General features: G+C 45.1%; 24 protein-coding genes. 11 read left to right on the forward strand and 13 right to left on the reverse strand.

The annotated features are described in order from the left end of the window. Positions 1-125: 125 nt before the first annotated feature. The 6 genes from JEY82_RS12955 (at position 126) to JEY82_RS12980 (ending at position 5,226) form a co-directional block, all read left to right on the forward strand. Positions 126-1,316 carry a hypothetical protein gene (locus JEY82_RS12955; protein WP_304086059.1) on the forward strand — a complete coding sequence of 397 codons (1,191 nt, stop codon included), beginning with the start codon at positions 126-128 and terminating at the stop codon, positions 1,314-1,316. Positions 1,317-1,345: 29 nt separating this feature from the next. After that, positions 1,346-1,510, forward strand: coding sequence for a hypothetical protein (locus tag JEY82_RS12960; RefSeq protein WP_304086061.1), 165 nt, complete (start codon positions 1,346-1,348; stop codon positions 1,508-1,510). Between the two features lie 28 nt (positions 1,511-1,538). Next, entirely contained in the window at positions 1,539-1,976 is a 438-nt protein-coding gene (fliJ, locus tag JEY82_RS12965; protein ID WP_304086063.1) for a flagellar export protein FliJ, read from the forward strand. Next, entirely contained in the window at positions 1,933-2,577 is a 645-nt protein-coding gene (locus JEY82_RS12970) for a MotE family protein (protein WP_304086065.1), read from the forward strand. Before fliJ ends, JEY82_RS12970 begins: the two co-directional genes overlap by 44 nt. Before the next feature lie 101 nt (positions 2,578-2,678). Next, complete coding sequence (gene truA / locus JEY82_RS12975; RefSeq protein ID WP_304086067.1) at positions 2,679-3,482, forward strand: tRNA pseudouridine(38-40) synthase TruA; 804 nt, start codon at positions 2,679-2,681, stop codon at positions 3,480-3,482. Further along, a complete protein-coding gene (locus JEY82_RS12980) occupies positions 3,430-5,226 on the forward strand; it encodes a hypothetical protein (RefSeq protein ID WP_304086069.1) in 1,797 nt (598 codons plus the stop codon). Before truA ends, JEY82_RS12980 begins: the two co-directional genes overlap by 53 nt. On the opposite strand, the gene JEY82_RS12985 is transcribed toward JEY82_RS12980, so the two are convergent. Together JEY82_RS12985 and JEY82_RS12990 are read right to left on the reverse strand one after the other, a co-directional pair. Next, complete coding sequence (locus JEY82_RS12985; RefSeq protein WP_304086072.1) at positions 5,227-7,176, reverse strand: FapA family protein; 1,950 nt, start codon at positions 7,174-7,176, stop codon at positions 5,227-5,229. Positions 7,177-7,318: 142 nt separating this feature from the next. Further along, positions 7,319-8,560: a BPL-N domain-containing protein gene (locus JEY82_RS12990; protein WP_304086074.1), complete on the reverse strand. Its 1,242-nt coding sequence runs from the start codon at positions 8,558-8,560 to the stop codon at positions 7,319-7,321. Between the two features lie 194 nt (positions 8,561-8,754). On the opposite strand from JEY82_RS12990, the gene JEY82_RS12995 reads away from it, so the two are divergent. The 4 genes from JEY82_RS12995 to JEY82_RS13010 all read left to right on the forward strand — a co-directional run bounded on the left by JEY82_RS12995 (position 8,755) and on the right by JEY82_RS13010 (position 14,741). Beyond that, positions 8,755-11,409: a valine--tRNA ligase gene (locus JEY82_RS12995; protein ID WP_304086076.1), complete on the forward strand. Its 2,655-nt coding sequence runs from the start codon at positions 8,755-8,757 to the stop codon at positions 11,407-11,409. 31 nt (positions 11,410-11,440) lie between these two features. Continuing rightward, positions 11,441-12,955, forward strand: coding sequence for a uroporphyrinogen-III C-methyltransferase (gene cobA / locus JEY82_RS13000; protein WP_304086078.1), 1,515 nt, complete (start codon positions 11,441-11,443; stop codon positions 12,953-12,955). Positions 12,956-13,133: 178 nt separating this feature from the next. Beyond that, a complete protein-coding gene (gene purN / locus JEY82_RS13005) occupies positions 13,134-13,817 on the forward strand; it encodes a phosphoribosylglycinamide formyltransferase (protein WP_304086080.1) in 684 nt (227 codons plus the stop codon). A gap of 18 nt (positions 13,818-13,835) precedes the next feature. After that, entirely contained in the window at positions 13,836-14,741 is a 906-nt protein-coding gene (locus tag JEY82_RS13010) for an aminoglycoside phosphotransferase family protein (protein ID WP_304086082.1), read from the forward strand. A gap of 14 nt (positions 14,742-14,755) precedes the next feature. On the opposite strand, the gene amrA is transcribed toward JEY82_RS13010, so the two are convergent. The 4 genes from amrA to JEY82_RS13030 are packed head-to-tail and all read right to left on the reverse strand — an operon-like array spanning position 14,756 to position 18,035. Next, positions 14,756-15,313 carry an AmmeMemoRadiSam system protein A gene (gene amrA, locus JEY82_RS13015; protein ID WP_304086084.1) on the reverse strand — a complete coding sequence of 186 codons (558 nt, stop codon included), beginning with the start codon at positions 15,311-15,313 and terminating at the stop codon, positions 14,756-14,758. Beyond that, positions 15,310-15,567, reverse strand: coding sequence for a cysteine-rich small domain-containing protein (locus JEY82_RS13020; RefSeq protein ID WP_304086086.1), 258 nt, complete (start codon positions 15,565-15,567; stop codon positions 15,310-15,312). The genes amrA and JEY82_RS13020 overlap by 4 nt, the downstream gene beginning before the upstream one ends. Position 15,568: 1 nt before the next feature. Further along, positions 15,569-17,707 carry a SpoIIE family protein phosphatase gene (locus tag JEY82_RS13025; RefSeq protein ID WP_304086089.1) on the reverse strand — a complete coding sequence of 713 codons (2,139 nt, stop codon included), beginning with the start codon at positions 17,705-17,707 and terminating at the stop codon, positions 15,569-15,571. Positions 17,708-17,720: 13 nt separating this feature from the next. After that, positions 17,721-18,035 (reverse strand): DUF4389 domain-containing protein, encoded by a 315-nt coding sequence (locus JEY82_RS13030; protein WP_304086091.1) that lies wholly within the window; start codon positions 18,033-18,035, stop codon positions 17,721-17,723. Positions 18,036-18,225: 190 nt separating this feature from the next. Here JEY82_RS13030 and JEY82_RS13035 point away from each other — a divergent pair, with 190 nt between their 5' ends. Then, positions 18,226-18,495, forward strand: coding sequence for a hypothetical protein (locus tag JEY82_RS13035; RefSeq protein WP_304086093.1), 270 nt, complete (start codon positions 18,226-18,228; stop codon positions 18,493-18,495). Here JEY82_RS13035 and JEY82_RS13040 read toward each other — a convergent pair. From JEY82_RS13040 to JEY82_RS13070, 7 genes are read right to left on the reverse strand one after another with little or no spacing between them, the layout of a single operon-like run. Further along, positions 18,470-18,871 (reverse strand): secondary thiamine-phosphate synthase enzyme YjbQ, encoded by a 402-nt coding sequence (locus tag JEY82_RS13040; protein ID WP_304086095.1) that lies wholly within the window; start codon positions 18,869-18,871, stop codon positions 18,470-18,472. The genes JEY82_RS13035 and JEY82_RS13040 overlap by 26 nt on opposite strands. A 2-nt stretch (positions 18,872-18,873) precedes the next feature. Then, positions 18,874-19,632, reverse strand: coding sequence for a precorrin-4 C(11)-methyltransferase (gene cobM / locus JEY82_RS13045; RefSeq protein ID WP_304086097.1), 759 nt, complete (start codon positions 19,630-19,632; stop codon positions 18,874-18,876). 3 nt (positions 19,633-19,635) lie between these two features. Further along, on the reverse strand, positions 19,636-20,856 hold the full coding sequence (gene cbiE / locus JEY82_RS13050) for a precorrin-6y C5,15-methyltransferase (decarboxylating) subunit CbiE (protein ID WP_304086098.1): 1,221 nt from the start codon (positions 20,854-20,856) through the stop codon (positions 19,636-19,638). Between the two features lie 48 nt (positions 20,857-20,904). Continuing rightward, positions 20,905-22,005, reverse strand: a complete 1,101-nt coding sequence (gene cbiD / locus JEY82_RS13055) for a cobalt-precorrin-5B (C(1))-methyltransferase CbiD (protein WP_304086100.1) — start codon at positions 22,003-22,005, stop codon at positions 20,905-20,907. Positions 22,006-22,017: 12 nt separating this feature from the next. Beyond that, positions 22,018-23,196 carry a DNA polymerase IV gene (gene dinB, locus JEY82_RS13060; RefSeq protein ID WP_304086102.1) on the reverse strand — a complete coding sequence of 393 codons (1,179 nt, stop codon included), beginning with the start codon at positions 23,194-23,196 and terminating at the stop codon, positions 22,018-22,020. A gap of 44 nt (positions 23,197-23,240) precedes the next feature. Continuing rightward, entirely contained in the window at positions 23,241-24,617 is a 1,377-nt protein-coding gene (locus tag JEY82_RS13065) for a cobyrinate a,c-diamide synthase (RefSeq protein WP_304086104.1), read from the reverse strand. Between the two features lie 27 nt (positions 24,618-24,644). Continuing rightward, complete coding sequence (locus JEY82_RS13070; protein WP_304086106.1) at positions 24,645-25,388, reverse strand: tetratricopeptide repeat protein; 744 nt, start codon at positions 25,386-25,388, stop codon at positions 24,645-24,647. Between the last annotated feature and the right edge of the window lie 134 nt (positions 25,389-25,522).

Genomic DNA, 25,522 nt, shown 5'->3' on the forward strand with positions numbered 1-25,522 from the left:
CGTAAGGGTTGCCAATACGGGAATAAGTGCTTATTTAGTAAAGATACACGTTTATAAACTGCTTCATGTAAAGCGGAAAGGTAAATAAAAAAATGCTCATTAATTTAAGCCCGATGTGTCTCCGGGTGTTTTCAAAAACTGCAGTAATGCTCGCAGTTCTTATAGTTTCAATGTTTATTTTCGGCAATAGTAATGCCGAGTGTTCTGCTTTTTTATCAAGTAAAAAAGACAAAGAAAAAGAGCAAGTTAAGCTTCCAGAACCTGTGTCTGAAGGTATCGATTATCTTTTGGATACTTTGTCGGTTAAAACAAAAGATTTTGACCCGGGCAAGGTAAATGCTTTGATCCGTTACGTGGATGAATCTGCTCCCACTGATAAAATAATCAAACTTCCCAAGTATGAGTCTGCTAACGGTGCCGGAATGCGCATCAACGTAAAGGCTTCTTTAAAGAGGATTCTGGAATATACATATAATCCGGAAATCCCCGGCTACGCAGTTTACCCTTCGGTTATCCGTCTAAGCGGCTGGTATCCTGACAGTGAGTTTTTTGCAGACAAAGGTAAGCCTTGGAAATCTCTCAACGACTGCGAAGTTCCGAAAGTCTGGCGCGGGAAAGAATTTGAGGTGAATACTCCGGATTCTTTCGGCGGCGCATATTACAGATATGACCTGAACCGTCTGCTCGTGCTTATGAAGTACGAAGGACGTAATGTTTTCTTTTCGATTGCCAGACAGGCTGATAAGTCTAGCGTCGGAATGAAAGGTCTTGTCATGGACGATAACCAGTGGAATTATTTCTATAGTGGAATTCCCGGTCTGACTGCCGGAGGCATGGGCTGGATGGATACTTTTATGTACGATTCCATCTCTGTTTCAGTCTATATACAAGATAAAAATAATCCTGAGTATACTGTTAACTATCTGTTCAAGTGGCTCCGTGCCGGTTGGGCAGGGCTTAATGTTGTCCGTCCCAAACATATATTTGAAGGCAGTCAGCGTTTTGCCAATGCCTTTCGTGCATTGATGGAATCAAAAGAACTCCCTGAAGCTGCAGTTTTTTCTGAAAAAGTTAAAGGGATTGAATCCATGTCAGATCAGAAAATTGATAAGTATATTTCAGAATACTCAAAAAGCATAGAAGCTCTTGCCGGAAAGAATCCAGTGCTTTCCGATAAATTCCCTGAAATCTACACAAATGGGAACTATGCTAATTCGTTTACAAGAGAAGAGCGCATCGGTATCCTTGTAAAGGAATACGTTAAACGGGCTATGGGCAAACAGTGCTTGATTTATGACGCGGTTGTTCAGAATTAATTCTGCTTCTTTTTTATAAGGAAGGTTTTATGATTTATTTAGAAAGTGAAGCTAAATTTAAATATTGTCCGTACCTTATGACAAGTGATGATAAAATGAAATTCTGTCAGGGGACCATGTGTATGATGTGGCGTTCCTGTGATGGCAATAAAGGGTATTGCGGCCTTGCCGGCAAACCTGAAGAAAGTAAATAGTTCTGCTTAGTTGGGGTAATTGTCTATAATGCCGAAGCCTTATGCTTTTAAGCTTGAAAAAGTTCTCGATTTTAGAAAGCAAATCGAGGAACAGGCTCGTTTGGCTTTAGCCGAAGCCCATAAACTGCACACTGAACACAAAAAAGTCGTCTTCGAAATCGAAGAAAAAAAGAAAAATAACCAGAAAAAAGAATACGAGAAGCTGTCCGCTGATGATTTGTGGCTGTGGCGGCAGTATGATGATGCTTTGACTAAAGATCTGTATTCGGCACAAAATCGTCTTAAGCAATTGGCCCTTAACTTGCAAAAATGCCGTACAGAAGCTGTTCAAAAGTCAAAAGACCGTAAGTTGCTGGAAAAACTCAAAGAGAATCAGGCGAAAAAATACTATGAAGAAGAAAATCTTAAAGAGCAGAAAGAGTATGACGAAATGGCAACGCTTCGGTTCAAGTCTAAGACTTTCTAAGATTCTTGTATGCTTGGTTTTATTAGCTTTTCTAAAGCTTTCTCTTATCGGTGCTTTAGGTTTTGATTTGGAAACTCCCACTAAAAATGTGGTTGAAGCCGTAATTGAAAGCAGTGTTGTTCGTGACGCAGTTTCTGCTCCGGAAGCCATTGCTGCAGAGGCTAAAGATAAGCCTGCTGCTGAAGAATCGGCGTCCAAAGTGGATAAGCGTTCTGAAAGGATGCCGGAAGCCGACTGGAAGGCTCTCAAGAGCAAAGAGGACGAGTTGGCTCGTAAAGAGAGATCTCTTCGTACTCTTGAAAAGAATTTAGATAAAAAACTTGCTGAACTTAACAGTCTTGAAACTCGTCTTAAGAAAATGCTTGCTGATGCTGATGTTCTCAAAGATCAGAAGATTAAACATCTGGTCGGGGTATATACAGCTATGAAGCCTAAGAGTGCAGCTTTGGTCATTGAATCGCTGGATACTGGTTTGGCTGTCAAGATTTTGTCTGGCATGCGTGGACGTAATGCCGGTGAAATTCTCGGATTTGTTGCACCGAAGAAAGCTGCGGCTCTTTCCGAAGAGTTGACCAAGCTTCAGGTTCCTCTTGGAAATTAGCAGTCTGAAGTTTTATAAATAAGTTTTTAATAATTGCTCCAGCTGTATTTTGCGGCTGGAGCATTAATATTTGTATAGATAAGGGCTTAGTCGGTTTAAAATTGAAAAGAATCAAAATAACTATTGCTTACGATGGTACTAAGTTTTGCGGCTGGCAAATTCAGCCGGGAGTACGGACTGTTCAAAATGAGCTTGAGAAAGCGATTTCGCGGATAACCGGTGCTCCTGTACGAGTATACGGATCAGGTCGCACTGACAGCGGTGTTCATGCTCAGGGGCAGGTCGTTCATTTTACGTTGCCTGAAAGCAGGGCTGAAGTCCCATGGCAGCGGGCTTTGAATGCTATTATGCCGGACGACGTGACAGTCCTTGATGTGGCTTATGTCGATGAATCTTTTCACGCTCAGTTCAGTTCAATTCGTAAAACGTATGTTTATACTCTTTGGCTGGAAAATAAATTTTTGTTCCCATGTCGCCGAAATTATGTGTGGGGATGCGGTCCGCTTGATATTGATGCTCTTGATACCGCCATGAAATATTTCCTTGGTGAGCACGATTTTGCTTCTTTTCAGAATGTCGGAACTCCGGTAAAAAATACGATCAGAACCATTCTTGATTTTGTTCGCCTTCCCGGTGAAAACGAGCATGAAATTAAGTTGCAGGTGTGCGGGACAGGCTTTTTAAAACAGATGGTGCGTAACATGGTGGGCTGTCTCGTGGATATAGGCCGGGGTAAAGCTGAGCCGGGTTTTGTCCGATCAGTGTTAGAGGCGAAAGATAGAACTTTAGCACCGGCCACAGCTCCTCCGCAGGGGTTGTGTCTTTCTCACGTGTATTACGGGGAGCCGAAGAGTGGCGGACCTGAATCTGGACGGAACGAATCTCGTATTGACGGGACAGTCTGAGACTGTTGAATCTCCACAAAGAACATTAATAAGTTCTTATTGGGATGACAGGTTCTCTCGCGCTGCGCTTAAAAATAAATATGAATCAACCGGCAGTTCCACAGTCATGGAAGTGCAAAGCCGCATCAAAAGTTTAAGCGAGTCCCTTGGTAAATTCCGTTGGTCTGACGATGGGTTTGGTTTGAATGATGCCCGTCTGGTTGTAAATGATCCTTTCCTTGATAATAAAATTTCAGCTTCTGTAACTCCGAAAAATGAGTTTGCCCGTTATTACCGCATGTACTCCCGTGGTTTTACGGGAGGTTCCCGAACGTCTCTTGATCCGGGAATATATAAATTTGATATGTCATACGGCTCCGCAACCAAGGAGCTGAACATTACCATTGAAAGCGGGATGGATAATGACACAGTTCTTGAAGCCGTCCGTGACGCGGTAAACGAAAGCACTCTTCCTGTTCAGGCTCGTAAAATTACACAAAATGTTCCGGGAGCAAATCTTGACGATCTGCTTGGAGTCGGCTCGTCTTTGGCCTTCTCTGTGAATACCGCCTACAGCAACAATAACAGTGATATCGTCGGTGGTTATGACGGCAGCACTGAAAGTGAAATTAACAGTCAGCTTACATTCAGCGACACCAGCGGGCACCTTATCTCCCACCTCAAGCTTGATGGCACGTTGCTGCCTATTGGGTCCGCAAAAGAAGGGCGTTACGATCTATCCGGCACAATGGCTGGATCTGTCTCGGAATTTGTGAGCAAAGGCTTTGACATTAATGCTGTATCTACTTTGACGACCGGCTCTCACTCCATAGGTTATTCCATAGGAGAAGAGTCGGGAACGATTGATTTCAGTGTTGAAGATGGCGACACATGGGAGGTCGTTTTAGGCAGTATCCAAAGTGCAGCCGGTGGAACATCAGAAAAGATTACGGCTGAAGTTATCGATACAAAACTTCCATCCCCTGTATACACCGGAGATGATTATTATCTGATCGACGGGAGAGCTGTGTCCATAACGGCTGTCTCTCCAAAACTCGGTGAAAGACTGGTTCTTGAGCCTGACGCAGGTATGGAAGTTCTGGGGCTGAATGTTACATCTCAGCCCGGCACAGATTCGGTTATGGTGGTTAACGGAGTTAGCGAAATCCGCGCTCCCGGAGAATTTGCTCTCGATCATGGCCGCGTTATTGTTGAGCTTGAAGAGTCTTTCGGCGACACTCTGCCTCTGCGGGTGGTGGATGCTGTTTCTCAGATGGAAGAAAATATCGGATCATTTACCGATGCTTACAATGACTTGCGTAAAACTATACTGCCGTCTGAAGATCTTTTCAGAGAAGGCTTTGCAGATATGTGGCGCAAGCCTATTGATGATAATCGAGTTGATTACGAATGGATGGGGCTTAGAGAAGCTGAGAAGGATAAGGTCCTCTGGTTCGATTCAGATGTGTTTTATTCCGCAATAGGCGCTGAGCCGGAAAAGGTTCGCGATCTTTTAGACGGCGTGGAAAATGGGCTGGTTCCGCTCTGGGAAGAAATTAATGAGAATGTCTTAAAAAATAAAGTCAGCACTTATTTGATACCTGAAACTTCTTTGCCCGGGCCGTGGTTGCCAGAACCCTCACCTCGTACAGAGCTGGAATTGGAACAGAAAAGAGAGTTGGTTGATACATTTGATACAGCGCTTAGCTTTGATTTTGATAAAATGCCGGAAAGTACGGGAAGATTGATTTCCCGAAAGGGGTGACTAAAGGTTTACAGCAGCAATCGTTCTGGTCGTTGAATCAAAATAGAATTTAACTCTGTTCATGGGCTGGGTAACTGTAAGGGCTTTGCCCCCGATCTTTATTTGCACGCCAGGATGAACAGCCCTTTTGGCTCTGATAGATAATCTTTCCAGTGATTGATAATAATCAGCAAGGTCGCGGGACAGTTTGTTGCGGACCTCTTTCAGTTTACGTTTGATCTGGGCACGCAGAATAAGAATTTTTTCCATTTGCTGAATTTTATCTGATGGAGTTTGCGCTAGAATGTCTTCGTCGGAATCCTGCCCGATTGCAGCGTTGATCTTCATTAATCTGTCTCGAAGATCTTCTCTCTCTTTAACTTTTTCTTTGTTAACAGGCGGCCTTGATATTATACTCAAAACTGTCTGAACACCAATGTCAGAGCCTAGTTCGTTGGCCTCTATGCCCGTTGCAGAAGCAATGGCCCCCCCCAGAATAACGCCCTTACCTGCGGTAGCCGTGATAGCCCCTTTGCAGCGTACAAGGCAATTACTGAGTTCATGAGCTATCGTGAGTCCGTCTCCGCAATCAATGCGGGCATTGGCCGCGAATTGAGCTGTTATGTTATTACCCGCTTTCAGATGTCCTTTCCCGGCCATGATGATGCCGCCGCTAACGTCTATATCTCCGCCTGCGTGAACATCCGCTCCCTCAATAGATTCTTTGACGAGAATATGTCCGGGGACATTTACGACAAATCCTTCACGGATTGATCCCGTAACATGCACGGACCCTTTTTCGAGTCTGATATTCCCGGTGGAGTAGTCAACGTCTCCCTGTGTTACAAGAACATCTATTACAGAGAGTTCTCCTTTTTCCAGATGAACCATGCCGGTGGCTAAAGCTTTGTATGTTATTCCGTCAGGCATGGGCGCAACGTGCGCGCCCGGTTTAATTTCGAAAGGCTGACCGCCGGGAGGAGGAGTCAGTCGCCCGTATACATCTTCACCTGCCTTGCCTTCTACAGGAGGATGAATTTTGCCGATGATATCTCCGGGGTTCACCATAGGGTGTGTGCCCCTTTCTTTGAAATCTATACGATCATTATCAAGTGATGTGCCGATAGACTTGGTTTCTTCTCTTTCATATTCAAACCAGCCGTTTTTGCCTGCAATCGGTTCAGTTCCTTTTGCAATAACTGACTCTTGCGCAATTCCGGTTTCTCTGGCTGTTTTAAGTGCAGATTCTCCTGCTACCAGTAGAAGCGGGCGTGAAATTCCGATGGCTTGCAAAGCGGGTTCTATGCGTTGCAATGTAATGGTTGCGCCGAAGCAGTCACGGGGAAAAAGTGTTGCTCTGACCTGCATTGAATCTGCTGAAACGTGAATAAGAGACTCAACATAAATTTGATTGTCTATTATCTGCACTAATCCATACGTGTCCGAAACAAGAGCATTTATTTCTTTGTCGTGAGAGCAGCCTCCACCTGCAGCAACTGTAATGTTTTCGGGAGTGGTTGTTTTTTGTGTGGGAATTTCTTCGCCCAGAAGATTGGCACCTTTTGAAGCTTTGACGGGAGGGACCAGTGTTCCGAAAATCATACCTGGTAAAACAGGAAATCTGAAATCAGCATCGCCTATAATCGTTCCGTCTTCAGGTTCTTGCGGGTATACTCCGCGAACAAGTGCAACATTCAGAATGGATTTTCCTTCATTTGCTCTTTGCAGCGCGAACCTTGCGCCGTCGGGGTCCAGCTGCCCTTTATAGCCAGCCTTTTCAAGTTCTTTTTCCATTACTTCGATAGAAAGAGGTGCACCGTTGCCCTGCGCAGGGGTATAGCTTGAGATGAAAGCTGCCATTTTATCGGCGGTAATACTAAATTCCAGCTGAGCATCATGGCTTTTTTCTTCCTCTGTTGCGGAGGAAGAGCGTAGTTCAGAACCTCTTATAGTGGATTCTTGGTCAGCCATTTAAATTAAACTCTTTTTGATTAAAAATTATAAGCAACGTTTATAGTATATTGATAATACTATCCCAATAAAGTTTACATTATATCATGTTGCCAGTTTGTTCAACAAAGATAGGCAGGTATTCTTTCTATAGGTGTTGCGATTAGTCTTTGTGAATAACCCAGACAATCTCTTCCAATGTGGAGAGCAGTTTTGCATACATTCCTCCTGCGCCGGGAGGAGGGCCGAAGAGAGCATTACGTTGCTCTTGCAGCCCCTTCGGGAACACCGTGTCCGGTTCAAGACTGCGCATGGTCATCGCAAATCTTTCGGCTAGCAGATATCCTGTAACTCCTTTTTTAAAGATTTCCATGTCTCTTAAAAAATCATCTTTACAGGAAGACCACATTTGCAGGGCTTCATCGTTGGGTTCAAGTGACGTAACTTCGCAAAGCAGAGCGTAAAGGCTGTTTAAAGCTGCTCCCGGAATACCTCTGCGCCATCCCAATAGCCATGGATTACGCCAGAAGAGCAGGAAATGACCTTGTCCGGTCGCGATGATTGTTTCCATTGATTTGCGTACGGCGGTTAGCGCCGGGTCGTTCCATAATACTGGAGTGTCAGCCAGTTCCCATGCTGGAACCGGAGGTCTTTTGGTGTGAGGCTCATTTTGCATCTGATCCAGTATATGAGACAGCCATGTGTTGGCTTGCGGGGAGGCCGGTGTTTCAAGGTGAGGGTAGCTGAGAATAAATCTGCCTTTACCGAATTCTCCGGAAACAACTGCGGGCCGGTCTTGTAAAAACTTTGGCATTAAGCTGATCCCGTAAAGATTCTCCCAGTCGCTGAGAGTTCCTTCAGGCAGTGAACCGACGCAAAGATCCGCCACCCAGAAGTCCGGGCCGGGTTCTCCGTATCTTCCGAGTGCCGTTGTGGGGCTTTTCCCCTGTGGCGAAAATTGTCCGGGCCACCATACAGGAACAAGAGCTTCTTTACCGAGGGAGTCTGGAACAAGCGGATGGTCTTGATTTAAGTTTAAATGTATATGTCCGCTTAAAAAATGATGAAGTCTATTTTCAAATCCTTTGCGTTCCCAGCAGGTGAGACACAGCCCGCCTGCACCGGAAAGGCCGAGGCCCGCGCCTCCGCAGAAGCCCAAGTAGTTTCCGCCTTCGCTTACATAGCGCTGAACAGCAAGGATTCCGGGTCCGCCGAGTCTACCGGCTTTGCCTTTTGCCCAGCCGCCCGGAACGATGAGAGCCTTTGGGGGCTTGCTTGAAAGCAGTCCCTGCGCTATTTGATGCCCACGTACTAACTGGTAGTCTATGTTCCATGCTTTCAGTGCCCGCTGGATCAGAAGTCCCCAGATGTGGGAGTCGTCCCATAGTATATAGATACTTGACATGTTCGAGTCTCTCTATAAGTGTGTAGCGCAAGTTGACAATGTAACAGATTGGCGGTGAGTCTGACCGTTGAAACCACGTTAATGTCAGGCTGTCAATGCACATCATTTATTAATTATTTCATTACTGAACACAACTTAGCATCCGAATCGAAAAACCGGAAGGCTGAGAATTAAGATAATATAGGAGTCCTGTTATGGCTGAATCTAACCTGCCTAAAGGTTATGAACCTTGGGATGTTGAAAAAAAATGGCTTGATCACTGGGAAGAAAATAAAACATTTACTCCTGATCCCGAAGCTGACGGTGATCCTTTTTCTATAGTTATTCCTCCGCCGAACGTAACAGGCGTTTTGCATATGGGCCATGCTCTCAACCTGACCTTGCAGGATATCCTTTGCCGGTACCAGAGACAGCAGGGTAAAAATGTTTTGTGGGTCCCGGGCACTGACCATGCCGGTATTGCCACCCAGAATGTTGTTGAGCGTCAGCTTAAGACTGAAGGTCTGACACGTGATGACCTCGGCCGTGAAAAATTTATTGAACGGGTCTGGGACTGGAAAGAAGAGAAGGGTGGACACATCCTCAAACAGATTCGTCGTATGGGCGCTTCTGTTGACTGGAGCCGTGAATGTTTCACCTTTGATGAACAGCGCGCTAAAGCCGTCCGTGAAGTTTTTGTTAAGCTTTTTGATGAAGGGCTGATCTACAAAGGTAATTACATCATCAACTGGTGTAACCGTTGCCACACTGCTCTTGCTGATGACGAAGTTGAGCATTCACCGAAGCCGGGTCACTTTTATAATGTCCGTTACAAACTTTCTGACGGTTCCGGTGAGTTGATCGTTGCGACAACCCGTCCTGAAACCATGCTCGGAGATACCGCTATCTGCGTTAATCCCGAAGATGAACGTTTCAACCACTTGATCGGTAAGACTGCAATACTTCCGCTTGTAGGCCGCGAACTTCCTATTATCGGCGATACATATGTTGATATGGAATTCGGAACAGGCGCACTGAAAGTTACCCCTGCTCATGATATGAATGACTGGGAACTTGGCCGTAAACATAATCTTGAAGTTATCGCCATCTTTAATGACGCAGGAAATGTTAACGAAAACGCTCCTGAAAAATATCAGGGACTCTACAAAGACGAAGCCCGCAAAGTAATTGTTGCGGACCTCGAAGCTGAAGGTTCTCTTATTTCTATTGAAGATCATGAGCATTCTGTCGGTGAATGTTACCGTTGTAAGTCTGTGATTGAGCCTCATGTTTCAGAGCAGTGGTTTGTTTCAATGAAACCTCTGGCTGAAAAAGCTCGCGCAGCCGTTCCGAACGATACTCAGATTTTTCCTCCCAACTGGGAAAAAGTTTATTATGACTGGCTCGACAATATTCGTGACTGGTGTATTTCCCGTCAGATTTGGTGGGGACATCGTATTCCGGCGTGGACTTGTGAAGAGTGCGGTGAACTTATCGTTACTTTGACCGATCCTGATAAATGCACCAAATGTGGAAGCTCCAAGATTACTCAGGAAGACGATGTTCTTGATACATGGTTTTCTTCTGCACTCTGGCCTTTTTCCACTATGGGATGGCCTGACAATACTCCCGAACTAGCTAAATATTACCCCACATCCGTGCTGATCACAGGATTTGATATTCTGTTTTTCTGGGTCGCACGCATGATGATGATGGGAATTCATTTTCAGGATCAGGTTCCTTTCAAGCATGTTTATATTCATGCTCTTGTCCGTGATGAAAACGGCAAGAAAATGAGTAAATCTACCGGTAACGTAATTGATCCTCTTGAAATGAGTGGTAAATACGGAACGGATGCTCTGCGTTTCACCCTGACAGCTTTTGCAGCTATGGGCCGCGATATCAAGCTTTCAGAATCGAGAATTGAAGGGTACCGTCATTTTGTAAATAAAATTTGGAACTCAGCCCGGTTTGCGCTGATGAATTTTGACGGCAAGAAACCCGAAGCCTCTATTGATGATGCAAAGGGACTTGCTAATAAATGGATTCTGCACCGTCTGGAAGAAGTTAAAGATTCCATGCGCGAAGGAATCGAAGGGTATCGTTTCAATGAAGTTGCTCAGACCATGTACAGATTTATCTGGAATGAGTTTTGCGACTGGTATCTTGAAATGATCAAACCTGACCTTTACAGCGATGACGAATCGCGCAAAGCCCCGACTTTGAAAGTTCTGTGGACAGTTCTTTCCGAAACAATGGTTTTGCTGCATCCCGTCATGCCGTTTGTAACTCAGGAAATCTGGTCTGTTCTTCCCGGTATTGAAAATGAAGACATTGCAACCGTTCTTTATCCTGAAACAAGAGATCATTGCCGCAGTAAAGAAGCTGTTGTGCAGATGGAACTTTTCCAGGGCATCGTTTCGGGTGTTCGTAATATCCGCACAGAGCTTTTGATCGCACCTTCCAAGAAATTGGAAATGATCATGCGTACAAGCTCCGATGAAGCTTTGAGCCTTATTAATGATAACGCTGAGCTTGTAAAATTCCTTGCCCGTCTGGAAACCGTTGAAGCCGGACCGGATATGCGCGGACCTGAGGCTTCCGGCACCGCAGTTGTTCAGGGTAATGAAATATTTATCCCTCTCGCCGGTGCTGTCGACTTTGAATCCGAGCTTGCAAGACTGGATAAAGAGTTTGCCAAGCTGGACAAAGATTTGATTGTGATAGAAAAGAAGCTTTCAAATGATGCTTTTGTAAACAACGCTCCGGATGCGGTTGTAGCGCAGGAACGTGAAAGGCTTGCTGAAATTGATGATAAGAAGCAAAAGCTTACCGAGCTGAAAGACAGACTCGTAAGTGTAATGAAATAGCCACGATAGTTATAAAAAACAGGATGTATATATGGGCATAGTATATCTCATCGGTGCGGGTCCCGGAGACCCCGGTCTGCTGACAGTTAAAGCCAAGGAAATTCTGGAATGTGCAGATGTCCTTATTTATGACTATCTGGCAAATAAAGAATTTATTTCTTACTGCAAAGAAGGCGCAGAAATTCTTTATGTAGGTAAAAAAGGCGGCGATCATACTCTTCCGCAGGATAAAATTAACGAGCTTATCGTTAAAAAAGCGAAAGAAGGCAAGGTTATTGCCCGTCTCAAAGGCGGCGATCCTTACGTTTTCGGACGCGGCGGAGAAGAAGCTGAAGAGCTTGTCGAAGCTGGGATTAAGTTTGAAGTAATTCCCGGTATCACCGCCGGTGTTGCCGCAGCTGCTTATGCCGGAATTCCCGTTACTCACAGAGATTTTACTACTTCCGTATGTTTCATCACCGGACACGAAGATCCTACCAAGGAGAAGTCCGGTCACAACTGGGAAGTTTATGCTAAGTCCAACAGCACTTTAGTTTTCTACATGGGTGTTAAAAATCTGCCCATGATTGCGGAAAATCTGATCAGCAACGGACGCGATCCCGAAACTCCTGTTGCTCTTGTTCGCTGGGGAACTCGCTGTAATCAGCAGAGTTTTGTTTCCACTCTGGAAAATGTTGCAGAAGAAGCCGCGAATCGTAAATTTAAAGCTCCTTCCATCATTATTGTCGGCGGAGTTTGTTCTTTGCATGACAAACTGGGCTGGTTCGAAAAGAAACCTCTGCTTGGTAAAGGGGTTGTTGTCACCCGCGCTCGTGAACAGTCGAGCGGACTTGTTTCCACTCTCGGCAAACTGGGTGCATGTGTTCATGAATTCCCTACCATCACAATTATGCCTATGGCTGATTATGCGCCTGTTCAGAAAGCTATCAGTTCTCTTTCCGATTGGGACTGGCTTATATTCACATCCGTCAATGGTGTGAAACATTTCTTTTTGCAGCTTGAAGAAAGCGGTCTTGATGCTCGTGTTTTTGCCGGGCTCCAGATTGCCGCAATCGGACCTGCAACTGCTGCTACGCTTGTCTCAAAAGGTATCAAACCTGACTTTGTGCCTGAAAAGTATATTGCAGAAGGCGTTGTTGAAGGGCTTCTCGAAAGAGGTATTAAGGGCAAAAAAGTTCTGATCCCAAGAGCCTTGATTGCGCGTGAAGTATTGCCTCAGGAACTTGAAAAAGCCGGAGCGCATGTTCAGATTCTGCCTGTTTACGAAACAGGTCTTTCTGAAAATGATCCAGCTCCAATCTTGGAAGCTCTTGAAAGCGGTAAAATTAATTACCTCACTTTCACCAGTTCCAGCACGGTTGAAAACTTTTTCAACCTGGTTGAGCCTGAGCATTTTCACAAATTCAAAGATTCAGTTAAAATAGCCTGTATCGGGCCTATCACAACCAAGACCCTCGAAGGGTTCGGGTTTGAGCCGGATATTCAGCCTGAAGATTACACGATTCCCGGACTGGTCGACGAACTGGTCAAAGAATCCGCAGAGTAAATTACCAAGGAGGAGCGTTTGCTCCTCCTTTTTTTATGCCTCCGGCGATTTAAATTGTTTTTTAGTGGGGCTAGAGGCAATAACCCCTTTTTTACTGATAGGGTTTCCAAAGGGGATTATCTCCTTTGGTTCAGCTGAAAGCGAAATCATCTATTCTTAATCGTTTTGGAGTGCTGCTGTGAGCAAATTACCAATTGCTGTACTTATTTCCGGCGGAGGTTCCAATCTTCAGGCCTTGATCGACAAGGTGGAAGATGGAACACTTGATGTCGATATTAAAATGGTTCTTTCGAATAGAGCCGGAGCTTATGGGCTTGAGCGGGCTAGAAAGCATTCTATACCTACCTGCACTCTCAGCCATAAAGATTATAGCAGCCGTGAAGAATTCGACGGTGAAATGGTGCGTGTTTTAAAGGGCGCAGGAGTCGAAGCGGTCATCATGGCTGGATTCATGCGTATTATTACTCCTGTTTTTTTAAGTGCTTTCCCCGGTAATATTATTAATATTCATCCAGCCTTGTTACCGAGTTTTGCAGGTGCAGGCGGACAGGTCGAAGCGTCCGAATACGGGGTACAGATTTCAGGTTGTACTGTTCACTTTGTAGACGAAAAAATGGATCACGGGGCGATCATTATTCAGGCCGCAGTTCCGGCCATGCCCGGTGAAGATGTTGAAACTTTGACCGAACGTATTTTGCAGGTTGAGCACAGAGTTCTGCCGCAGGCGACAAAGTGGCTGGCAGAAGGAAGGCTAAGCGTCGAAGGACGGTTTGTAAAACTCACTCCTGCAAATGTTGCTAAAGCTGAATTGAATACAGATTTTCCCTGTCTGATTAATCCGCCTTTGGAAGAAGGATTTTAATATTTCATAGGAGTAGCAATGCTCGACCCGCTTGAACCTTGGGCGCGGAAAACTCTTCGCCGTCATACTGAAAAAAATATTCCGGGCAGTCCTGAAAGAGCTATATCCCGCTCTGTCATAGAAGATACCAATAACAATTTATGGTTGATGGAACGCATCGCGACTAAACAGATTGAGAGCCGCTCAGCCATTGCGCGTAATTTACAATCCCTTCACGATTCAGGTCTTGATAAACTATTGCTATATCAATTGACCGATGAAGAATCTTATATCGCCGATATCATGGGATTTCCTTGGCAGCTTTCACCATATTATGAATCAGATGAACTGCCACGGCCCGAATTTATTTATGATGCGGAAAGGGGGGAGGTGCTTGCTGAATTTCTTTGCTCATTGCGGGAGCATGGGAAGGGTAAAACCTTCGAGAAAGGGTCTGTCCCTTTTGATTTATTGGAGTATACAACAACGCTGGTCAAAACTATTTCTGAGCGTGAGCCGAAAGTTTTTGAAAGTCTGGAACCTATTTGCGAGAGACTGTTTCCTGAGATGGAAAAGTTTCCATCATTGCCGACAGCTTTTTGTCACGGTGATTTTCATCCGCTTAATGTCTTGTGGAAAGGCAAAACTGTCGGTGCAGTAATAGACTGGGAATTTTCAGATATGCGTCCTGAAATATATGACGTGGCAAATATGGTCGGGTGCGTGGCTTTTGAAAATCCTGACGCATTTGATTCGGGGCTGATTCCGGCTTTTATGAAAACTCTCAAGCACGACACTGATATTGCCCCGGAAAGCTTTGCAATGCTCCCTTACTTCATCCCGGCACTGCGTTTTGCATGGCTGTCCGAATGGCTGCGCAAAAAAGATTGGGAAATGCTGTCCATGGAATTAGATTTCATGGAAATATTGCTGGATCGCACCTGAGGTTATAAACTCCCCTAAAAAACCACAGCTTCAAACCACAGTATGGTGGTGGCTTCATCTTTCCACGCCGTAGGTTCCATTCCGGCTTTCTGGCAAGTTTGAGCTAAAAACTGCTGACGATTCCACTTCCATTCAACGGCAACCTGCGGCAACAGTAGTCCCGTATTTCTGCCTCTTTGCACGATTAGACCGTGTTTTCCGATCTCTATTTGATCAGTGTCGGGGCAAACGCTTAGAGGGCTTAGGATTGAAATTTCATAGTCCAGCTTTTCATACTCCCCCAGAGTGAGCATTGGAAATCTGGTATCTTCAAATGCTGCCGCGCGGGCCATAGCCCATACTGTTTTATAGAGTGGTCCGCTTCCTTGAACATTACCGATACAGCCGCGAAGATGTCCGACAAGTTTCAGGGTAACGAAAGCCCCGAGATTCTCTTTCAGATGAGCAGTCGGCGGCTCCGGTATTTCCTGTTCCTGTCCGTCCCGCAATTTACTGACAATGCTCAGTTTTACGAGTTCTTTCAGGTAATCTTTTTCTTCATCACTTAGCGTGAAACTGAATTCATCTGTCATGCTGTCTCCTTACTCTGTTCTCTCTTTTCTTTCAGCTTGCTGATGATATAATCATAACCTTCGGGACGGTGTGGGAGGGTGCAGTTCAAACAGCTTTTGATACCGTTTTTGATCTCAGGTTTTCCTCCGCAATTTTTCAGATGATAAAGCGGACAGAAGCAGAACATGCAGTTGAATTCGAAGTCGTTTTCAACTTCGTGACAGGGGAAATAACGGCACTGGTGATTTCTAAAAAATTTGAAGCTGTTTTCCATGTTACGACTCGCAATTCAGTTGATTAACTTTGATAATGACGAGAGTTATGTCGTCTTCCTGTTCCATGCCGTCTTGAAATTCAACAACAGCATTTATTATTTCGTTTTGAATTTCAGATGCTGGTTTCGCGGCGCTTTTCATAATCAGATCGTCAAGTCTTTGTCTACCGAACATTTCGTTGTTGCTGTTGCGGGCTTCCCATATGCCGTCTGTTCCGATGAATATTATTTCACCTTGCGAAAGATTAACTTTGTATTCTTCATATTCGCTTTCTTCGAAGATGCCGAGAGCGAGCATGGGCTCTCCGATAAGTTCCTTTTTTTCACCTGTGGCAGGAGTGTAGATCATGGCTGGATCATGACCGGCTCTGACGTAAGTCGCTGTAGAGTTATCCGGTGAAATCTCCATGCAGAAAAGAGTCATGAATCTTCCGGTTACACCTATGTCGTGACAGAGTAGTTTGTTAACGTCGGCAATTCTTTCGGGAAGGGGGCCATTGTGAGTTGATGCATGTTTGAGGTGCGCACGGCCTGTCGCCATGAGCAGAGCTGCCGAAACTCCGTGCCCTGTTACATCACCTACCAGTATCCCTGTTCCGCCGTCAGCTGTGACCTTATAGTAGTCAAAGTAATCCCCTCCGGTTTCATCGCAGGAAATGCTGATGCCTGAAAGGTCTAGCCCTGCAATTTGGGGCGAAATTTCAGGAAGCAGATTATTATGAACTTCCTGAGCAAGTTCCATTGATTTACTTATACGCAGATGATCTTGGAGTTTAGGAATCATCGAATTAAAAGCATTAGCAAGGGTTTGCCGTTCATCCCGGGTGTTAATGTCCACGTGTACTGAAAGGTCGCCATCAGCAATTTTTTTTGCAGCATCGGTCATCAGAATCAGAGGGCCGATGATTTTTTTACTTCCTAAGTAGGCAACAAGCGCAACCAGAACCAGAATAATAAAAGCCGCAGTTCCTACTGCAAGGTAAAGATTCTGGCTGAGGTCCAGCGTTTGTTCTGCTGCGGCATCCGGGATTTCTGTTATGACGTGTTCAGGAACAATCAGTACATAGCTGCCTTGTCCTCTGAACGGCGCGTAAGCCCAGACGGAATCAATTCCGTTGTGAGGCATTCTTATTACATCGGATTTTCCGTTTAAAATATCCTGTGTTGTTTTAGCCAGTTTTGCTTGATTTGAGGATTGCAAAAAATTGATGTCGTTTGGACGTTGGGCACGCCACGAAATCGATTTTTGTTCATGTCCAGCTTCTGCCCAGATCCGAAGCTTTGTCTCGTTGTTTGAGATTGCCGGGCCCACCACAAAAGCTTGAATTGCAGAGGACCATTGTGATGACAGATCATTTTTACGCAGCATTTCAACCAACTGAATGTCGATTGCTGCAACTCCCAGAATTTTACCACCTCTGCCTTTAATAGGCATAGAAATAGTGTAGATCTGCTGTCCTGTACTTACATCGATAAATCTGTCCCATACAAGTTGATTAGTCTCAATGGCTTTTGTAAACCACGCTCTTTTTCGCGGATCATAGTCTGCCGGATAATTGCCGTGACCCGGGTATGCCATATGCAGACCTGAATTAAGAGTGATATAAATACGGTGCAGAGCTGTTCCCGCCTCTGCAAAAAAAGATTTAAGTTCAGGTTTTAAAAGATTCAGCCGCGCAATATTCTGATCTTTTTTAAGGAGTTGTTTGCCATTTGGGAAAAAGAATACAGGTTCTTCTAAGCTTATTGAAGAAGGTGTCCGCAAACCTGATTCATTAATTATAAAATATTGATCTGAGGGGGCTAAGTCAAAAGGCTGTTTACCTTTTGTTTTAAAGTCCTCTGAAAAAAATACTTCGGGCAGTCCGTTTACAGGGTCATTCAGTACATCTTCAGATTCTGCTACAATCGCTTTCAGCGCGAATTCAAGGGATACTGCCTGCTGTTGTACCAGTTTGGCAGAATCCATTGCGGATTGGCGCATTTCACCCTGTAGGATGTTGATCATGCCGGAGCGCAGTCTTTCAGACTGAGTCTGGCCGAGATCAAGAATCCCTTGTCTGCTAATGATGGAGACAACAAGAAGCGGGACTAGACTGAAAGCCAGTAGTAGCGAGAATAGTTTTGTACGTATGCTCATAGTTCTTTAAATTTTAGGAGAAGTCTATTCTGGAAACAGGAGATTCACATCTTGTTGTTTCAGGTAGATCGGAAAACGGGAAAGGTTTCATATTATCGTTTAATGTTGCGTAGCGTAATAGCTGATATGTGTAGGTGCTGAGTCTGTTTCCGAATCTGCGCAGGGGGGCGGAAGATTTTCCTAAGATTAGCAGGTAAGCGTATTGAAACATAACGACTGCTTGAAGCAGAAGCCTGACCAGCTCAAAAGCGATCATACAAACAATGGTTCTTAGTAAGCGTTTCAGTATATCAAGGCGGTTGTTTTTAAGATCTTTGAAGTTGTCCATATTTATTCCTGCATCCTTTTATAAAAAGTTCACAAAAGGTTATTAAAAGTGTTAGATTAAAACTAGCTCCGAGATTATTATGTAATCTGTTTTGCAATAGATAGTACCTTCTTTGTTTTCAGACGGCAATGAAGGATTGATAATTGCATCACAACTTATAGTTTCTATTTCTATCTATGGGAGGCGTTTGATGAACACTATGTTGCTGGAAGAATTGGTAAGAAGAAAGGCGCAGTCTTTCAGGTCTGACGGAGCCTCGATTTCAGAAGCTCTTGATCGTGCCGGAGAAGAAATTTTAACTCGTTTCGGAGCGGGCCGGGGGCATGGTTCGCGTTTTTGTTTGCGTATTTGCCTGCAAGCGGCAAAGGCGCGCATAGCACCGGAATGTCAGAGTGAATCAAATAATGCGGAGGGTGACAAAAAGCTCCCGCTGATTAATCACTCGATGCGAGCCATTTGACCCACAGCTTTCTATTTCTGGGGCCGTCAAATTCGCAGAAGAATATTTTTTGCCATGTGCCGAGCATAATTTCTCCGCCTTCCACAATAAGCATCTGTTCGGGGCCGAACATGCTGGTCTTAATGTGCGCGTCGCTGTTGCCTTCTGCGTGTTGGTAGTCTCCGGCGTGCGGAACCAGTTTCCGCAAATTCACGATTATGTCCCTGACAACGTCCGGATCAGCCCCTTCATTTACCGTGACAGCTCCGGTTGTGTGCGGGCAATATAGAAGAATAGCCCCTGATGACCACCCGTTTTTACGAACGATCTTTCTCACCGCTCCGGTGATGTCTATCATTTCATCTCTGACATTTGTTCTTATATCTATAGTTTCCATAATTAAACTTCACCTTTTCTGAACATATGGCTGAATCCTGAATCGTAAAGCAATGATTCCGTTTCTGCGTTTTTGCCCGGAAGAATGAGAAAAATAGTCTGTCGTTTGAAACCGTTTTCTTCCGCAGTTGCGGCAAGTTTACTCAGAGTAGTTTCAACGGATTTTTCTTCGGGCCAGCCGATGCGGTAGCCTATGATTACGGGTGTTTTTGCGCTCATACCGCCTTTGATAAGCTCTTCCTGAATTCTTTCAGGATTGCCTGCGGAGAGATAAATAGCCATTGCACTGCCATGAGCCGCAAGTTTTTCAAGGTTTTCACTTTGCGGAACAGGGGTACGTCCTTCCATGCGGGTAATGATAAGAGTCTGCGTGCCGTTCGGGACGGTAAAAGAGGCATTGGAAGCCGCCGCCGCCGCACATGCGGAAGTTACGCCGGGGATAATTTCATATTCAATTGAACTTTGTTTCAGCAATCTGGCCTGTTCTTGTATTGCTCCGTAAAGGGAAGGATCTCCGGTGTGAACCCGGGCAACTGTTTCGCCCTTTAAAACATGCAGGGTCATAAGGCTGTTAGTCTCTTCAAGTGACATTGCCGCAGAATTTTCAATGCGCGCACTCGGTGAAGCTTCGGCAATTACTGATTCCGGCACAAGTGAGCCTGCATAAAGAACAAGTCCTGCCTCGCGGATAATGCGCTGTCCTTTTACTGTGATAAGTTCGGGATCGCCCGGTCCGGCTCCAATGAAATATACTTTGCCCATAATTTACGCCTCTGGCTTGTCAGCCCACATTATTGTGACAGGATTTTGTGCTTTAAATCGGATATCTCCAGCTAGCTTGTCCGAGACACTGGCTTGAAGCAGCATTGCTTGCCACTGCCAGCCTAAGTTTTCAAAAATTTCTTTTGTGCGCTGAACAGAACCCATAAGAATGGCGTGCACTACAATTCTTCCACCCGGTTTCAAGCGAGCGGTTGCTTCGCTGATAGTAGCACTGTCCTTGCCTATTCCGCCGCCGATGAAAATACGGTCCGGTTCCGGTAGGTTGGCGAGTGCTTCCGGCATTGTTCCTTGAATCGGTTCAACTGTGAACGCTCGGAATTTGCGGATATTTTCTTTTATCATTTCAAATCGTGCAGTGTCTTTTTCTACAGCAAAGACTTGTGAATTTTCAGCAAGAAAAGATGCTTCAATAGAAACGGAACCGCACCCTGCGCCGAGGTCCCAGATAGTCTGTCCTTTGTTCAGTCCTAGCAGGGCGATTCCTGCCGCGCGAACGGGAAGTTTTGTTATCAACTCTTTCTGACGCGTGAAATCTTCATCATTGCGCCCTATAACTGGATGTTCGTTAAATGTTGACTCAACTGTCAGCATTACAATGTTAAGGTCTGGGCAAGTGAAATTTATAAAATTTTCCAGCGGTCCTGTTGTGATTGTTTCCGAATCCGTACCCAGTTCAGCCAGAACGGTCATGGTGTAGCCGTGAACACATTTTTCAAGCAGGGCGCGAGCAATTACAGAAGGGGAATTGATGCTGTCAGTATAAACCGCGCAATCTGCTTTGCGTTGCAGCGATCCGAACAATGGTGAAAAATTGGTTCTGCCGTGTAGGGAAATTATGTCTATATTTTTCCAAGTCTTACCAAGTCTTGAAGCCCCAAGCTGAACCGTGGAAGTGCAAGGGGTAACGCAGACATTGTTATTACCAAGGTGCCTGATCATGCTTTCGGCAATGCCGAAGAGTAACGGGTCTCCGTCAGCCAGCAGCACAATTCTTTTGCCTGATTGGCGTCGTTCCTCAAGTTTTTCAGCAAAGGCTGCAACCGGCGAAAAGAAGGGCAGGAGTTCGCCTTTAAAGTCGGGGAATTCGTTCAATAACCGTTTTCCGCCAGCCAGCACATCAGCTTCCTCGATAATTTTACGTGAGGATTCCATCGGTTCGAGACTGCCGGGATGCAACCCTATTATTTGTACAACGTGTTTCATTTCAGTCTCATACACGGGAATTTAAAGATGTAAAAGCGGCTAAAATTGCTAACGATTGTCGTCATCATTGTTTAGTAGATTACCATCAAAATCGAACAGGTGGTACTTGATTGTCATATGTTTTTTTAACGTAAACAATAATGCGTTTTTTTCAGCCTTAACAATCAGCATGTCTATGAATACTTTTTTTGAGCTTTCGGGGATCATGTCAAAAACTTGTAGTGCAGTATTGGCTCCGGCAATTTCTGTTGTGATTGCAGGGGCGATATTTAAATCATCGCACCATTTAGCAAGCAGGGCAAAATCAATGCGCCAATCTTTGGCGTGTGTGTATGGAAATCCCATGGCGTGCTTGACCAGCTTGCCTATGAAAATTGACCAATGAACTTCGCATATCCCTTTTGTTTCTGCTTCCAGCATGGACCCGTTGAAAAAATCAGCGGCCTGAATCATTGCCAGTTGCGGTGTTTCGGGAAAGCGTTCTAGATAGAACCGTTCGCTTCTGCGCCCTGTTGTGAAAATTATTTCTTCAATTCCTGTGGCTTTTGCAACGTTGACTGCCAGTGCAATGGACGCTTCCCATGAAGCATGGCTGAACGGGCGAACTATTCCCTGTGTTCCTAAAATTGAAATTCCGCCCAGAATTCCGAGCCGTGAATTCATAGTCTTAAGCGAGATTGCTTCACCTTGCGGCACTTCAATGCGGACTTTGATCGTCCCGCGCAATTGCGGAGCTGTTTCAGAGAGTTCTTTTAAAATTCCGGTAATGATCTGTTTACGCGGGGCAGGGTTAATGGCTGGTTCACCGACAGGGACAGGCAGTCCGGGCTGGGTCACTTTGCCGACTCCTATGCCTCCTGAAATTTTAACGCGTACATCATCGTTTCCTTTGATATGTTCGACTACAGCATGAATCTCATGTCCGTTTGTAGCGTCGGGATCATCTCCGCCGTCTTTAATTACTATGGCACGAGCATTTAGTCCTGACAGTTCTACACGCTCAACGGGGATAACTAGAGATCCCTTTTCAGGAAGGGGTGTTTCTATGGAGTCAGGCTTAGAGCCACCGAGCAGAACTCGAAGAGCACTCATTGCCGCAGCTGTTGCGGCGGAACCTGTAGTGAATCCTTCTCGGAGATTTTTTTTCATAATCTCTATCCTCTATTTACCGGAAGAAAGTTTTAACAGACTGCCGCGGGTGAGCATTGCATTGCCGAATTTTTCGCGCACTTTATCTACCGCTTTATCGAGATCTTCGAGTTTTTTGTCATCACTTAAATTCTGTTCCGGTGTCAGCAGTGAAAGTTGTTCACTACGTTCATCAAAATTAGATATTCCTATCCCTATCAATCTTACTGGTCCGAGGTAGCCTTCCGTATCAAGAATGGCGCAGCCGGTTTTAAAGATCGTTCCCGCATTGGATGTTCTTTGGTCAAGAGTTTTACTGCGGGTAATTTGTCTGAAGTCAGGAAACTTAACTTTTAGAGTTATGGTCCGGCCTTTAAGCCCTTTTTTGCGAACATCCGCGGCGATGCGTTCGGACTGTTTTAGCAGCCATGTTTTTAATATCTGCGGATCACGGACATCCTCCCCGAAGGTGTTTTCGGCACTGGATGATTTCATTTGCCCGCCGACAGCTACGGGAGTGGGATCTATTCCGGCTCCTTTGGCATGCAAAACAAGTCCGCGTTCGCCGAATCTTTCTTTCCAGAATTCAAGTGGATATCTGCGCATGTCTGCGGCATATCTGATACCGAAAGAGTGCAGGCGGGGCAGGGCTTTTTTACCTACACCGGGTATTTTTTCAATAGGTAGTGTTATTAAAAACTGATCTACTTCGTGAGCTTCGATAATGGATATTCCGGCTGGTTTTTTTAGATCAGAGGCTATTTTAGCCAAAAATTTAACGGGTGCTATACCGATGGATGCGGTTAATCCTACGGTCTTGAATATATCCTGCTTTACACTTTCTGCCAGAGCAAGGGGCGGGCCGAATATTTTTCCAGTTCCGGTAATATCAAGATATGCTTCATCTATTGAGGCTTGCTCGACAATCGGGGAGTAGTTTCCGAGTACGTTCATGACCTGATTCGAAATTTCTTTATATCGAGCCATCCTTCCCGGGACAAGAATCAGGTGAGGACAGAGTTTTAATGCTTGATGAGAGGGCATTGCTGAGTGGACGCCGAATTTTCTAGCTTCATATGAAGCGGTACTCAGCACCGACCGCTTGTGCGGGCTTCCTATGGCAATGGGTTTTCCTCGAAGTTCAGGATTATCCATCTGCTCTACGGATGCGAAAAAAGCATCCATATCAAGGTGCATAATATATTTTTGCATGATTTTGCTCAGATTATGAAAAGAGGCCGTTTTGATGCGGTTGATTAAATCTCTTCCTGTCGGGAAAAGTTAATACATGCCTCAACAAAATTTTTGGCAATATCAGGATTGCTTGCAAAGTGAAGATGGATATAACTTCCCAAGGTATTGCCTTCTGTGAGGAATCCTTCTTTCTTTGGTTCCCCTTTTCTACTGCGGACAATAAAGCATTTATTCAGATCTTCCGGCATGTCTTCCAGTGCTGAATAATGAAATTCATGTCCTCTGGCGACAGTTCCGATCGGTCCTAATATGCAGTCTTCGGCAATCTCTATTTCTTTATAACCCAGCGCCTGAAATCGGTTCTGCATGGTTGATCGGAAAGGGAAGATTCCGCACATTGGAAAAACCCTATCCCCTTTTGAGATAGAGTCCATCAGGTACATAAAACCTCCGCACTCGGCATAGATAGGTTTGCCGGATTTGGAGAATTCTGCAACGGCTCTGCGCAGACGGGTGTTTTGAGCAAGGTCGAAGGCTGATAGTTCAGGATAACCTCCGCCGAGGTACAGTCCTGAAAGATCATCAGGCAAGTCTTTGTCCTTTATGGGCGAGAAAGGAACAAGTTCTGCCCCGGCATATCTGAGCATACGAAGATTTTCATCATAGTAAAAAGAGAAAGCCTCATCCTGCGCAACCCCGATTCTAGTGTGCGGAATCATGGGAAGCTCGTCAAAACGGGGAGGCATCGGGATGTCAGGCAGGGCTTCTAAAATTGTATCAAGGTCGAGGTGTTCTTCAACCCAGTCGGCAAGGGCAGAGTATTTACCTTCCAAGTCTTCGAGATGCTCAGCTGTGATAAGTCCAAGATGGCGAGAAGGTGTTTCGATTTCGTTTCTTCTGGGAAGACATCCTACCAACGGAATGTCAGTGAGCGAAATGGCTTCTTGAAGAGTTTGTTCGTGGCTTTCACTGCCGACTCTATTAAATATAACTCCGGCTATTGCAGTCTCCGGGTCAAACTCGCTGAACCCTTTTATCAGTGCCGCTGCGGATCGTGCCATTGCTCGGGCATCCACAACAAGTATTATCGGTAGATTGAGTTCTTTTGAAAGGTGGGCGGTTGAGCCGGTTTCTTCCAAAGCTGAAAACCCGTCGAAAAGGCCCATTACACCTTCAACAATACAGGCATCAGCATCTTGGGAATGCCGTGAAAATATGTCCCGCAGCACTTCTCCTGAAAGCATCCAGCCGTCAAGGTTGTGGCAGGTTCTTCCTGCCGCTCGGGAGTGATGGCCAGGATCTATAAAATCCGGGCCGACCTTGAAAGGTTGGACTTTCAGACCCTTGCGTGCGAAAGCCGCCATCAGCCCGAGGGTGACGGAAGTTTTGCCGCATCCGCTGTGTGTGCCTGCGACGATAAAGCCTTTAATAGAGTTCATGATCCCTCTATAATGCTTTTTGTCGAATCAGCCCAGCTTCTTTTTATCAAGATAAGCGACAAATTTCTTTGCTTCTGCAAAGTCAGCATTAAGTTCCAGGCAGGAGTTTAATTCTTTACGCGTTTTGGCGTAATCTTTCGCTTCAAAATATGCTCTTGCAAGGTTGTAATGCAGGTTCTCATCATCAGGGCTGAGGGAGAGTGCCTTGCTGTAATATTCTATTGCCTGCGGGATCATTTTTGATTTTCGAAGACTTATTCCGAAATCATTGAATAAATGCTTGTGTTTGGCTTCAAAGGCGGCGTCCATAGATATCAGCCGTGCAAAAACATCGTTTGCACGTTCTGTTTCACCTCTTTCCATAAAGCAGAGGCCCACACCGAAATTTCCACGGACGTTTAATTCGTCCACTTTTATAGCGCTTGTATATTCCATTTCCGCACTGAAGGAATTGCCTTGTTTACGATGTCTATCCGCGCGGGCAAGGGTTTTCTGTAAGTTCTTCATGTTCGGAAGAACTTGTTTGTGGTACATTTCCGGTTCAGGGGTGTAGTCTGTCAAAAGTTGGTCGCGAGCGATTTTTTCAGAATTCCCGGTGGGTACAAATTCGTTGTTCAAAGGGCGAACTTCGAAGAGGTCACTTTCAATCTGTTCAACAAAATAATAGCCTATTTGTGCAACTCTTCTAGTTGTTGTACCTGTGCCGACCTTGGCAATTTTCTGGCAGGAAAAAACGCCTGTGAGATCGTGAATTGTGTTGGAATCAGTCATTTCTCTGCTCCGCGGATAAGATGAAAACTTTTGATAATATCGTACCGATATTTTAGGTCCTAGATTCAACTAGTAAGTGCAACTGTTGTTTAAGTCTCTAAATACTTGATTTGGCGTTTTAAAATCAAGACATT

It is taken from the genome of Maridesulfovibrio ferrireducens, assembly GCF_016342405.1.
Classification (GTDB): domain Bacteria; phylum Desulfobacterota; class Desulfovibrionia; order Desulfovibrionales; family Desulfovibrionaceae; genus Maridesulfovibrio; species Maridesulfovibrio ferrireducens_A.